The following is a 12,031-nucleotide window of genomic DNA, read 5'->3' as shown; positions in this document are numbered from 1 at the left end:
GGGGTTTACAAGCAAACGCCCCCTGAGTAAAGTGCCGCCCCACGACGCCGTGAGCAATCGCGACGCCGGAGATGAGCAATCATCGCCTTGAGTGCCCAGGTGGCGGAATTGGTAGACGCACTAGGTTCAGGTCCTAGCGGTGGCAACACCGTGGAAGTTCGAGTCTTCTCCTGGGCACCACTCATTATAGTCGATCGATTTGCAGATCGGTCGACGAAAAGCCGGCGCTAGCCGGTTTTTTAATCCTGAAATCCGCAAGGATGACGGGAAGCGATCAGAAGTCGCACTGCAGGCCCAGGTGGCGGAATTGGTAGACGCACTAGGTTCAGGTCCTAGCGGTGGCAACACCGTGGAAGTTCGAGTCTTCTCCTGGGCACCAATACCAAGCGGACGATCCCTGATCGGACGCAACGGAAAAACCGGCTTCGGCCGGTTTTTTCTTGCCCACGAAAAGATGCGACCCCCTCCCCTACCCCTTGAACCGCCCCAGACTGCTGCGTAACTGGGCAATCCGCTCCGCTAGCCCTGGGCCTCCTGGAGGGCCACGAAGAGCCCCTGAATCGCCCTAGACGCGACACCGGCCAGCGGCGCCGCCAGGCTCTGCCCTGCCAGCTTCGTCGAGACCATCATCCACATCGCCTCCAGCCCGTCGCAAGGACAGGTCTGGCGTTCGGACTTTCCCGACCGACGCTCGGCCACACTTCCTTGCAATCTCTCACGGCATCAGAGATTAGCCACAGCGCCAGAACTACCCGGATGACGACCACGGGCAGCAGACTGATGGATACCGGCAGCGGCAGGCGACTGCGCAGCAGCGACAGGAGAAACGACCAGGGGTATTCAGTGGCGAAGGCTATCGGCAACTCATGACGAGCGGACCACAGCGGTAGAAGGTCATAGCGATAAGCTGGTCATTTCGGAACAGCGACCGCCCCTGAGCACCCGAGCGCCCCCCTCAACCCCTGGAAAGCGAAAAGCCCCGCGGGGCGGGGCTTTTCCGGCTGCATCCTTTTAGCGCATCAGGCGAAAGGATGACGCAGCACGATGGTTTCCTTGCGATCCGGACCGGTCGAGACGATGTCGATCGGCGCCTCGACCAGCTCGGCGATGCGGCGGATGTAGGCCTGGGCATTGGCCGGCAGTGCCTCGAGGCTCTGGGCGCCCACGGTGGATTCGCTCCAGCCCGGCATGTCTTCGTAGACCGGCTGCAGACCGTTGTAGCTGTCGGCGTCGGTGGGCGCCTCGGTCAGCAGGTTGCCGGCGGCATCCTTGTAACCGGTGCAGATGCGCACGGTTTCCAGGCCATCGAGCACGTCCAGCTTGGTCAGGCACAGGCCGGAAATGCTGTTGATCTCGATGGAGCGACGCAGGATGACGGCGTCGAACCAGCCACAGCGGCGCGGACGACCGGTGACGGAACCGAATTCATGCCCCTGCTTGGCCAGGTAGGCACCGGTCTCGTCGAACAGCTCGGTCGGGAAGGGACCGGAGCCGACGCGGGTGGTGTAGGCCTTGGTGATGCCGAGGATGTAGTCCAGGTACAGCGGGCCCACGCCGGAACCGGTCGCCACGCCACCGGCGGTGGTGTTGGAGCTGGTGACGAAGGGATAGGTGCCGTGGTCGATGTCCAGCAGGGTGCCCTGAGCACCTTCGAACATCAGGTTCTCACCGGCCTTGCGCAACTCGTGCAGACGGCTGACGACGTCCATGACCAGCGGCTGCATGACCTTGGCGTGCTCCATGGCCTCATCGTAGGTCTTCTGGAAGTCCACCGGCGGCTCGTTGAAGTAGTTCTGCAGGACGAAGTTGTGGTAGTCCAGCACTTCCTTGAGCTTGACGGCGAAACGCTCCGGATGGAACAGATCGCCGACACGCAGACCGCGACGGGCGATCTTGTCTTCGTAGGCCGGACCGATGCCACGCCCGGTGGTGCCGATCTTGGCTTCGCCGCGGGCCTTCTCGCGAGCCTGATCCAGGGCCACGTGATAGGGCAGGATCAGCGAGCAGGCCGAGCTGATGCGCAGACGCTCGCGCACCGGCACGCCACGGGCCTCCAGTTCGCCGACTTCCTTGAACAGAGCTTCCGGCGAGAGCACCACGCCATTGCCGATCAGGCACTGGGTGTCGGCGCGCAGGATGCCCGAGGGAATCAGCCGCAGGATGGTCTTCTGGCCATCGATGACCAGTGTGTGGCCGGCGTTGTGACCGCCCTGATAACGCACCACGGCAGCGGCCTGGTCGGTCAGCAGGTCCACGATCTTGCCCTTGCCCTCATCACCCCACTGGGTGCCCAGGACGACGACGTTCTTACCCATAACCTTATCCCCTGTCAGGAAGATTTCTGTCGGCCAGGCCGACGATGCTCACGTTCACCCGGATGCCAGATCCGGTGTTTAGGAATTCAAGGGCACCACGACCCAGGCGCCCTGCCGCTCGATCAGCCGGCGATCGCAACCCGAGCTGTGCAACTGGTCCGCGTCGTCATGACCGGTGGCCTGGACCACCCGTTCGCCTGCGGCACGCAATTCGCGCACGGCTTGCCAGAGCACCGGGGCATGGCCAGCCGGCGCCCAGATGCCGCGGCGCGGCTCGTCGAGCACGGCGGTGCCCAGCTCGACGAGGGTCTTCAGATCGGTGGAAAAACCAGTGGCAGGACGCGAACGCCCGAAGTCGGCGCCGATGTTGTCATAGCGACCGCCCTGGGCGATGGACTGCCCATTGCCCGGCACAAAGGCGGCGAAGACCACCCCCGTGTGGTAGTGGTAACCCCGCAACTCGCCCAGATCGAAATACAGCGGCACGCTCGGGAAACGCCCCTTGAGCGACTCGGCCAGAGCGATCAGCTCGTCCAGCGCCTGCAGGACGCCTGCCGGCGCACCCGCCAGGCGCTGCCGGGCCTGGTCGAGCACCGCGGCATCGCCGCTGAGCTCGACCAGTGCCTGCAGCCAGCCACGCTCGGCAACCGGCAGGTCGGCGGTCAGCTTGGCGATCTCGTCGACCGCCTTGCGTTGCAAGGCATCGAACAGCTGCTGCTCGCTGGCGCCGGAGACACCGGCTGCCTGGCACAGGCCGCGATAGATGCCCACGTGCCCCAGATCCATGTGGACGTCGGGCACCTGGGCCTGCTCGAGCACATCGAGCATCAGGCTGATGACTTCCAGATCCCCTTCGCTGCCGGGCACGCCATAGAGCTCGGCGCCGACCTGGATCGGGCTGCGCGAGGTGGACAGGGCACGGGGACGGGTATGCAGCACGCTGCCGGCATAGCACAGCCGGCTCGGACCGCGCTGCTTGAGGCTATGGGCCTCCATGCGCGCCACCTGGGGCGTGATATCGGAGCGGAAGCCCATGAGGCGACCGGAATTGGGATCGGTCACCTTGAAGGTGCGCAGCTCCAGCTCCTTGGCTGCGCCGGTGAGCAGCGATTCCAGGAATTCCAGGTGCGGGGTGATGACGAACTCATAGCCCCAGCAATGGAACAGTTCCAGCACCCGGCGCCGAGCGCCTTCGATGCGCGCCGCGTCGGGCGGCAGGATTTCCTCGATACCGTCAGGCAGCAGCCAGCGGTCTACCGTAGCCATTAGGCCTCTTCTCCATGTCATGGATCGGCACGCGGCTGCCGAGGTCGGCGCAGTGGATTCCTGGAGAATCCTGCCGCCGGATCAAGCCGCTCTGCCGTGGATTGCTACCCGGATCAGCCAGGGCGTCGCCCTTCCACGGGTTTCATACGGACGCAAAAAAGCCGGGGATGGCCCCGGCTGATTCATGATAACACGAAAAAATCGGCGATCGGGGATGAACGACGAGCGAAGCCTAGGCGCCGTTTATCCCTGACCTCACTGCCCGGGGCTCTGGAAATACTTGAAGAAATCGCTCTTCGGATCCAGCACCAGGACATCGCTCTTGCTGGAGAAGCTGGAGCGATAGGCCTGCAGGCTGCGATAGAAGGAGAAGAACGACGGATTCTTCGAGTAGGCCTGGGAATACACCTGGGCTGCCTGGGCATCACCTTCACCGCGGGCCTGTTCGGCCTGGCGATAGGCTTCGGCCAGCAGCACGCGGCGCTGACGATCGGCGTCGGCACGGATGCCTTCGGCCAGCTCGCGACCCTTGGCACGGTGCTCGCGGGCTTCCCGCTCGCGCTCGGTACTCATCCGCTCATAGACGCTGCGGCTGACTTCCTTGGGCAGGTCGATGGCCTTGACGCGCACGTCCAGCACCTCGATGCCCAGCTCCTGGTTGGCCATCTTGTTCAGGGCCGCGGTCAGCGAACCGACCATGGCATCCCGCTCACCGGAGACCACCTCATGTAGGGTGCGACGACCGAACTGGTCACGCAGTCCTGCTTCCAAGCGACGCAGCAGGCGCTCGTCGGCGATCTGCTTGAGACCCGAAGTCGCGGTGTAGTAGCGATCGGCATTGAAGATGCGCCACTTGGCGTAGGCATCCACCATCACCGCCTTCTTTTCCAGGGTCAGGAAGCGCTGCGTCGGGGTATCCAGCGTCTGCAGGCGGGCATCGAATTTGCGCACCCGGTTGACGTAGGGAATCTTGAAGTGCAGGCCGGGCTCCAGATTGGGCTCGACCACACGACCGAAGCGCAGCATCACCGCCCGCTCGGTCTCCTTCACCACGAACAGACTGCTCCAGGCGGCGAGGCCCAGAACGACCACGACGATCAGCGCGGCCAGCGATTTATTGCTCATCAGCGGCTCTCCCTGGTACGCGGCTCGGTGGACTGCGGCAGATTGCGAATGACCGAAGCGGCCGTGTCGCTCGACGCCGCCGGGGCAGCACCGCTGCTAATGGCCGAGGTCGGTGCCGGGGCACGGTTCTGCATCAGCTTGTCGAGCGGCAGATAAAGCAGATTCTGGCCGGCCTGACCGGTGACCATGATCTTGCTCGACTGGCCAAGCACTTCCTGCATCGTCTCGATATACAGACGCTCACGGGTCAGCTGCGGATTGGCCGCGTACTGCACCGCCAGCTGGCTGAAGCGCGAGGCATCACCCTGGGCACGGGCGACCACTTCGTCGCGATAGCCGTTGGCTTCCTCGATGATGCGCTGGGCAGCACCGCGGGCCTCAGGGATCACGCCGTTGGCATAGGCTTCGGCCTGGTTCTTCTCGCGCTGCTCGTCTTCACGAGCCCGGATCACGTCGTCGAAGGCTTCCTGAACCTCACGCGGCGCCGAGGCGCTCTGGATGTTCACCTGGGTCACGGTGATACCGGTCGCATAGGTGTCGAGGAAACGCTGCAGCCGCTCGCGGACGCTGGTGGCGACCTGCTCACGGCCGTCGGTCAGCAACTGGTCCATGGTCGAAGAGCCGGCCACGTGGCGCACGGCGCTGTCGGTCGCCTGCTGCAGGCTGACCTCGGGCTGGTCGACGTTGAGGACGAAGTCCTTGAGGTTGGTGATGCGGTACTGGACGGTCAGTGGCACCTCGACGATGTTCTCGTCCTGGGTCAGCATGGCGCCCTGTTTGCTGTAGGCCCGCTCACGGGTCACGTTTTCCTGATACTTGGTCTCGAAGGGCGGGAAGTAGATGTTCAGGCCGGGCCCTACCGTCTCATGGTATTTGCCCAGGCGCAGCACCACCGCCTGCTCCTGCTCGTCCACGACGTAGACGGCGTTGTACAGCCAGAGGGCGCCGACCAGCAGCACGCCCAGCAGCAGCAGACCCTTGCCACCACCCGAGCCAAAGCTGTCGCCGCCACTGCCGCCGGATCGCTTCTTGCCGCCGACCAGGCGGTTGATGCGGTCCTGAAACTTGCGCAAGGCTTCGTCGAGATCCGGCGGCCCCTTGCGTCCACCATTGCCGCCACCGTTGTTGTTGCGGCCGCCCCAGGGGTCTTGATTGTTCGAGTTGCCACCGGGCTCGTTCCAAGCCATAGCGCTCTCCCTACTGATAACGCGAAAACGCGCCGAAATGGCGCGCCGACCAATGCTACCGGATGGTCCCTGCCCGAACAAAAGCGCCGAGCAGGGGTTTATTGCAAAACATGTTGCTGGATAAAGACTTCCGGCTCTTCACCGGCCCGGCTGAGCAGTCGATTGAGTTCGGCGCGGGGTACTCGTACAGACAACAGGATGTTGCCTTCGTCATCATGATCGTCCTGGCGAACCACGCCCAGCTCGAACAACTGGGCCCGCAGCCGGGCGTGCCGCTGGGGCAGCCGCAACACCCCAACGAAGAGATCCTCGCCGAGCAATTCGGCCACGGCCTGACCGACCAGCTCCAGACCGCGCCCCTCGCGTGCCGACACCCAGACCCGAATCGGGCGCCCGGTCTCGTCGTCGCGCTGGATATGCGGCTCGACCCCGTCGAGCAGATCGAGCTTGTTGTAGATCTCCAGCATCGGCAACTCGTCGGCGCCGATTTCGTGCAGCACGGCCTCGACCTGCTCGATCTGCAGCTGGCGATCGTCCTCGTGGGCATCGATCACGTGCAGCAGCAGGTCGGAGTTGCTGGATTCCTCCAGGGTCGCGCGGAAAGCCTCCACCAGCTTGTGTGGCAGATGGCGGATGAAGCCCACGGTATCGGCCAGCACGATCGGCCCCAGATCCGGCAGCTCCAGACGGCGCAGGGTCGGATCGAGGGTAGCGAACAGCAGGTTGGCGGCGTAGACGCCGGATTCGGTGAGGCTGTTGAACAGGGTGGACTTGCCAGCGTTGGTGTAACCGACCAGGGACACCGAAGGAATCTCGGCGCGCCGACGACCGCGCCGCGCCTGCTCGCGCTGGCTGCGCACCTTATCCAGGCGCTGGCGAATCTGGCGGATGCGGATCCGCAGGAGACGACGGTCGGTTTCCAGCTGGGTTTCACCCGGGCCGCGCAGACCGATACCGCCCTTCTGGCGTTCGAGGTGAGTCCAGCCGCGTACCAGCCGGGTGCTCATGTGCTCGAGCTGGGCGAGTTCCACCTGCAGCTTGCCCTCGTGGGTGCGAGCACGCTGGGCGAAGATGTCGAGAATGAGGCCCGTGCGATCCAGGACGCGGCACTCGAAGGCTTTTTCGAGGTTGCGTTCCTGACTGGGCGTGAGGTCATGGTTGAAGATGACCAGATCGGCGGCATGAGCATGCACCTGATCGTGCAATTCCTCGACCTTGCCGGTACCGATGAGATAACGCGCCGTCGGCTGGCTGCGGTTCACCGTGACGAACGCCACGGTCTCCGCACCCGCCGATCGCGCGAGTTCGAGAAACTCCTGAGGATCTTCGCGCGCCTCGGGATGCAGGCCTTCCAAATGGACCAGAATGGCCCGTTCACCACCTTCGTGACGCTCGAAGAACAACAGGGCGCTCCTCTTGTTATTTATTCGCTATCCGACTCGCTCGTCTCGGAGCTAGGCAGACGGACCGGGCGGCTGGGCACCACGGTGGAAATTGCATGCTTGTAGACCATCTGGCTGACGGTGTTCTTGAGCAGGATCACGAACTGGTCGAAGGACTCGATCTGACCCTGCAGCTTGATACCGTTGACGAGATAGATGGAAACCGGAACGCGCTCTTTACGCAGGGTGTTCAGGTAAGGGTCTTGTAGCGAATGCCCTTTTGACATCGTGTCGCTCTCCTAAAGAAATGAAAATACTGATCTGGCGACATGCCAGTTTCCGCTGCCCACCATGGACACGCGGACAAAAACGATTCAGCTGCGAGGCGATATGGAGTCGCCGGCCAGGCATTTCAAGATCCGTGGCAGATTGTCACAAGCCAGGCTATCGAAGGTGTGCGCGGCGGGCCAGCCACGCAACCAGGTCAACTGCCGCTTCGCCAATTGCCGCGTCGCCGCAACGCCACGCGCCACCATCTCTTCCCGCGTGCAATCCCCTTCCAGGAACTCCCACACCTGACGATAGCCTACGGATCGCATGGACGGCAGACCAGGATGCAGATCGGGACGTTCCCGCAAGGCTGAAACTTCGTCGATGAAGCCCTGTTCCAGCATCAGACCGAAGCGCTCGGCGATACGCGCATGGAGCACCTCACGCCGACCAGGCGCCAGGATCAATTGGGCGACAGTATAGGGTAATTGCGTCTGGGGCGCGCCGTTCGAATCGGCATTGGCACTCATTTGCAACGCGCGATGCGCGGTCATCGACTGGCCGCTGACGCGATACACCTCGAGGGCGCGCAGAAGGCGCTGGGGGTCGTTGGGATGGATGCGCGCCGCCGACACTGGATCGACCTCGGCCAGTTGCCGATGGATCTCGCCCCAGCCCGCCGTGGCCGCCAGTGCCTCGATCTCGGCGCGCACCCCGGCATCGGCACCGGGCATGTCGGCCAGGCCTTCGAGCAGGGCCTTGAAATAGAGCATGGTGCCGCCCACCAGCAGCGGGATGCGCCCGGCGGCGGTGATTTCGGCCATGGCCGCCAGGGCATCGGTGCGAAATTCGGCGGCGGAATAGCTCTCGGCAGGGTCGCGGATGTCCACCAGCCGGTGCGGATGGGCAGCCAGCACCTCGGCGCTGGGCTTGGCGGTACCTATGTCCATACCCCGGTAGATGAGCGCCGAATCCACGCTGATCAGCTCGATGGGCAGCAACCGGGCCAGTTCGATGGCGAGGTCGGTCTTGCCGGAGGCGGTCGGCCCCATGAGAAAGATGACGGGCGGCAGGGGGGCGGTCATTGAGGATTCTCGGAGGACGCCGCGCAGGACGCGGCGGTGCGGTCAGCGGCCGCGCAGGAAGAGTTTGTCCAGGTCATCCAGGCTGAGCTGGGCCCAGGTGGGACGACCGTGGTTGCACTGGCCGCTGCGCTCGGTGGTTTCCATGTCGCGCAGCAGGGCATTCATCTCCGGCAGGGTCAGCCGCCGGTTGGCGCGTACCGAGCCGTGGCAGGCCATGGTGCCGAGCAGTTCGTTGAGGTGCGCCTGAATGCGATCGCTGGTGCCATAGTCGAGCAGATCGGCGAGCACGTCCTGCACCAGCCGCGCGGCCTGGGCCTGCTTGAGCAGCGCGGGGATCTGGCGGATGGCCAGGGTCTCGGGGCCCAGGCGCTGCAGCTCGAAGCCGAGGCGCTCGAACCACTGGCCGTGCTCTTCGGCGCAATCGGCCTCGCGCTCGCTGACCGCCAGGGACTCCGGCACCAGCAGTGGCTGGCCGCGCAGGCCTTCGCTGGCCATGGCCACCTTGAGCCGCTCGTAGGTAATGCGCTCGTGGGCGGCGTGCATGTCCACCAGGATCAGACCCTGGGCGTTCTCGGCCAGGATGTAGATACCCTTGAGCTGCGCCAGGGCATAGCCCAGCGGCGGTACGTCGCCCTGCTCCGCGGGCAGGGCCGCGGCCTCGGCACCCTCCGGCAGCGGCGCGAAGAAGGCCTTGTAGGCGCTTTGCACCTCGGCCACCGGCGCGCCCGCATAGGGCTGCGGGGTCGGCGCGTAATGCGCGGCGCCACTCGCCCCGCCGCCACCGGCGAAGGGCTGGGCCGGCGGCGGAGGGCTGTCGTGCAACATGGCGGCGGCCAGGCGCATCTCGCCCTGGGGGCCGAATTCACCGGCGGCCGGACCGCTCAGGGGCGCCGGCGCCGTGGGTGCCACCACGGCGAGCTGGTCGTCCGGGCGGATGTCGCCGAGGGCGCGGTGCAGGGTGCCGTAGAGGAAGTCGTGCACCTGGCGGCTGTCGCGGAAACGCACCTCGTGCTTGGTGGGGTGGACATTGACGTCCACCGTCGCCGGATCTACTTCGAGGAAGAGCACGAAGGCCGGGTGACGGCCGTTGTAGAGCACGTCGCGATAGGCCTGGCGCACCGCGTGGGCGACCAGCTTGTCGCGCACCATGCGGCCGTTGACATAGAAGTACTGCAGATCGGCCTGGCTGCGGGAGAAGGTCGGCAGGCCGACCCAGCCCCAGAGGCGCAGGCCGTTGCGCTCGTGCTCCAGCGGCAGGGCCTGTTCGAGAAAGCCGGGGCTGCAGACGGCGCCGACCCGCCGCCCCTGGCTCTGGGGATCGCCCGCCGGATGCAGGGCCAGCAGGCTCTTGCCGTTGTGCCTCAGGTGAAAACCCACGTCGAAGCGCGCCAGCGCCAGACGCCGCACCACTTCCTGCAGGTGATCGAATTCGGTCTTTTCGGCGCGCAGGAACTTGCGCCGCGCAGGCGTATTGAAGAACAGGTCGCGCACCTCCACCGAGGTGCCCTGGGGGTGGGCGGCGGGCTGTACCCGTGGCTGCATCTCGCGACCCTCGGTCTCCACCTGCCAGGCCTGGTCCTCGCCCCGGTAGCGCGAGGTCAGGGTGAGCCGGGACACCGAGCTGACCGAGGCCAGGGCTTCGCCGCGAAAGCCCAGACTGGTGACGCTTTCCAGTTCGTCCAGGTGGTAGATCTTGCTGGTGGCATGGCGCGCCAGGGCCAGCGGCAGGTCGTCCGCCGGGATGCCATGGCCGTCGTCGCGGATGCGCAGCAGCTTGACCCCGCCCTGTTCCACCTCGATGTCGATGCGCCGGGCACCAGCGTCCAGGCTGTTCTCCAGCAGCTCCTTGGCCACCGAGGCGGGCCGTTCGACCACCTCGCCGGCGGCGATCTGGTTGGACAACCGCGGACTAAGCAGCTGGATACGCCGGGGTTCAGTCATTGCTGGCCGCCAGTTCGTGGGTGGGGATGGTCAGGACCTGACCGGAGCGGATGCGGTCGCCCTTGAGCCGATTGGCGGCGCGCAGGGTGGAGAGGTCGACATCATAGCGACGGGCGATGAGGCTCAGGCTTTCGCCCGGCTGCACCCGGTGCTGATCGATGCCGCGCACGCTGCCGACCTTGTCGCCCCGCTGCTCGCGCTGCCAGGCCAGGTAGGTGCCGGGCGGCGGGCGGTGCTGGAAGTACTGCACGATACCGGCCTGGATCTGCCGGGCGAGCAGGCCCTGGTGCGCTGGACTGGCCAGCTTGGCCGACTCGTTGGCATTGGTGATGAAGCCGGTCTCCACCAGGATCGAGGGAATGTCCGGCGATTTCAGCACCATGAAGCCGGCCTGCTCCACCCGCGAATGCAGGAGCTTGGTCGCCCGCCCGACCTGACCGAGGATGGTCTGGCCGACCTCCAGGCTGGAGGCCACGGTGGCGGTCATGGACAGGTCCATGAGCACCCCGGCGAGCATGGGATCCTTGTTGTCCAGGGCATCGGATACCCCACCGACCTGGTCGGAGCGGTTTTCCGCATCGGCCAGCCAGCGTGCGGCCTCGGAGGTGGCGCCGCGCTGGGACAGGGCGAAGACGGTAACGCCCTCGGCGCTGGCGCTGGGCGCGGAGTCGGCATGGATGGAGATGAACAGGTCGGCGCCCTTCTTGCGGGCGATGACCTGCCGCTGGCGCAGTGGGATGAAGTAATCGCTGGTGCGGGTCAGCTCGGCGCGAAAGCCCTTCTGCCGGTTGAGATTGGCCTGCAGCTGCTTGGCGATGGCCAGCACCACGTTCTTCTCGTACAACCGGCCGCGGCCGATGGCACCCGGGTCTTCACCGCCGTGGCCGGGATCGATCACCACCACCACGTCGCGCTTGCCGCTGGGGCTGGAGGGCAGACGGGTCGCCGGCTGGGCCGGGGTCACCGGGGTGGCCGGCAGATTGGGCGTGACGGTGGCGGGGATGTCGCTGGCGGCCGGATCGGTGCCCTGGTCGTAGAGATCGACCACCAGGCGATTGCCGTATTCCTTGTTGGGCGCGAGGGTGAAACTCTTGGGCGTCAGGGCACCCTTGGTGTCCAGTACCAGGCGCACCTCGCCGGGCGAGCGCTGGGCCGCCCGCAGGCCGGTGATGGGAGTATTGCGCAGCGGCTTTTCGTTCAACCCACCGTCGAGCTGCGCGCCGGACAGGTCGATGACGATGCGGTCCGGGGCACTGAGGGTGAACACGCTGGCCTTGACCGGGCCGGTCAGATCGAACACCAGACGGGTATTGTCGGGCGCACGCCAGACGCGCATGCCCTTGATCTGGGTGGCGGCCAGCAACTGACTGCTGAGAATCAACAACAACAGGCCGAGTCCCGACCTGAAAAAACACTTGCGCATGCCTGCGACCGTATAGCTGGAGAACGAAGGATCGGCG

9 protein-coding genes and 2 tRNA genes are annotated in these 12,031 nt (G+C 65.3%); 2 read left to right on the top strand and 9 right to left on the bottom strand.

Annotation, left to right across the window (positions count from 1 at the left end):
• The first annotated feature begins 93 nt into the window (after positions 1 to 93).
• Both NRG74_RS19925 and NRG74_RS19920 read left to right on the top strand, forming a co-directional pair.
• Positions 94 to 180 (top strand) — tRNA-Leu (locus tag NRG74_RS19925).
• A 112-nt stretch (positions 181 to 292) separates the two neighbouring features.
• Positions 293 to 379, top strand: a tRNA-Leu gene (locus NRG74_RS19920).
• A gap of 640 nt (positions 380 to 1,019) precedes the next feature.
• Here NRG74_RS19920 and NRG74_RS19915 read toward each other — a convergent pair.
• The 9 genes from NRG74_RS19915 to NRG74_RS19875 all read right to left on the bottom strand — a co-directional run bounded on the left by NRG74_RS19915 (position 1,020) and on the right by NRG74_RS19875 (position 11,994).
• The gene (locus tag NRG74_RS19915; protein ID WP_064307632.1) at positions 1,020 to 2,315 is read right to left on the bottom strand and encodes an adenylosuccinate synthase; all 1,296 of its coding nucleotides are present in this window, start codon (positions 2,313 to 2,315) and stop codon (positions 1,020 to 1,022) included.
• A 78-nt stretch (positions 2,316 to 2,393) separates the two neighbouring features.
• Positions 2,394 to 3,581 (bottom strand): ATP phosphoribosyltransferase regulatory subunit, encoded by a 1,188-nt coding sequence (locus NRG74_RS19910; RefSeq protein WP_257705114.1) that lies wholly within the window; start codon positions 3,579 to 3,581, stop codon positions 2,394 to 2,396.
• Positions 3,582 to 3,836: 255 nt separating this feature from the next.
• Positions 3,837 to 4,706: a protease modulator HflC gene (gene hflC, locus NRG74_RS19905; RefSeq protein WP_017642910.1), complete on the bottom strand. Its 870-nt coding sequence runs from the start codon at positions 4,704 to 4,706 to the stop codon at positions 3,837 to 3,839.
• Positions 4,706 to 5,893, bottom strand: coding sequence for an FtsH protease activity modulator HflK (hflK, locus tag NRG74_RS19900; RefSeq protein WP_017642909.1), 1,188 nt, complete (start codon positions 5,891 to 5,893; stop codon positions 4,706 to 4,708). The genes hflC and hflK overlap by 1 nt, the downstream gene beginning before the upstream one ends.
• Before the next feature lie 98 nt (positions 5,894 to 5,991).
• Positions 5,992 to 7,296: a ribosome rescue GTPase HflX gene (gene hflX, locus NRG74_RS19895; protein ID WP_017642908.1), complete on the bottom strand. Its 1,305-nt coding sequence runs from the start codon at positions 7,294 to 7,296 to the stop codon at positions 5,992 to 5,994.
• A 20-nt stretch (positions 7,297 to 7,316) separates the two neighbouring features.
• Positions 7,317 to 7,562 carry an RNA chaperone Hfq gene (hfq, locus tag NRG74_RS19890; RefSeq protein WP_007161156.1) on the bottom strand — a complete coding sequence of 82 codons (246 nt, stop codon included), beginning with the start codon at positions 7,560 to 7,562 and terminating at the stop codon, positions 7,317 to 7,319.
• Between the two features lie 87 nt (positions 7,563 to 7,649).
• Positions 7,650 to 8,630: a tRNA (adenosine(37)-N6)-dimethylallyltransferase MiaA gene (gene miaA, locus NRG74_RS19885; protein ID WP_257705113.1), complete on the bottom strand. Its 981-nt coding sequence runs from the start codon at positions 8,628 to 8,630 to the stop codon at positions 7,650 to 7,652.
• A 42-nt stretch (positions 8,631 to 8,672) separates the two neighbouring features.
• Positions 8,673 to 10,571 carry a DNA mismatch repair endonuclease MutL gene (mutL, locus tag NRG74_RS19880; protein ID WP_257705112.1) on the bottom strand — a complete coding sequence of 633 codons (1,899 nt, stop codon included), beginning with the start codon at positions 10,569 to 10,571 and terminating at the stop codon, positions 8,673 to 8,675.
• Positions 10,564 to 11,994, bottom strand: coding sequence for an N-acetylmuramoyl-L-alanine amidase (locus NRG74_RS19875; RefSeq protein ID WP_026084069.1), 1,431 nt, complete (start codon positions 11,992 to 11,994; stop codon positions 10,564 to 10,566). Before NRG74_RS19875 ends, mutL begins: the two co-directional genes overlap by 8 nt.
• Positions 11,995 to 12,031: the final 37 nt, after the last annotated feature.

This window comes from Pseudomonas oryzihabitans (assembly GCF_024652905.1).
Lineage (GTDB): Bacteria > Pseudomonadota > Gammaproteobacteria > Pseudomonadales > Pseudomonadaceae > Chryseomonas > Chryseomonas benzopyrenica.
Note: the sequence above shows the minus strand (reverse complement) of the source record. Positions and strands in the feature narration are given on the sequence as shown.

Bases quoted from the DNA above. Each gene is read 5' to 3' on its own strand.
- NRG74_RS19915 (WP_064307632.1), bottom strand. From the start codon at position 2,315: ATGGGTAAGAACGTCGTCGTCCTGGGCACCCAGTGGGGTGATGAGGGC.
- NRG74_RS19910 (WP_257705114.1), bottom strand. From the start codon at position 3,581: ATGGCTACGGTAGACCGCTGGCTGCTGCCTGACGGTATCGAGGAAATC.
- hflC (WP_017642910.1), bottom strand. From the start codon at position 4,706: ATGAGCAATAAATCGCTGGCCGCGCTGATCGTCGTGGTCGTTCTGGGC.
- hflK (WP_017642909.1), bottom strand. From the start codon at position 5,893: ATGGCTTGGAACGAGCCCGGTGGCAACTCGAACAATCAAGACCCCTGG.
- hfq (WP_007161156.1), bottom strand. From the start codon at position 7,562: ATGTCAAAAGGGCATTCGCTACAAGACCCTTACCTGAACACCCTGCGT.
- miaA (WP_257705113.1), bottom strand. From the start codon at position 8,630: ATGACCGCCCCCCTGCCGCCCGTCATCTTTCTCATGGGGCCGACCGCC.
- mutL (WP_257705112.1), bottom strand. From the start codon at position 10,571: ATGACTGAACCCCGGCGTATCCAGCTGCTTAGTCCGCGGTTGTCCAAC.
- NRG74_RS19875 (WP_026084069.1), bottom strand. From the start codon at position 11,994: ATGCGCAAGTGTTTTTTCAGGTCGGGACTCGGCCTGTTGTTGTTGATT.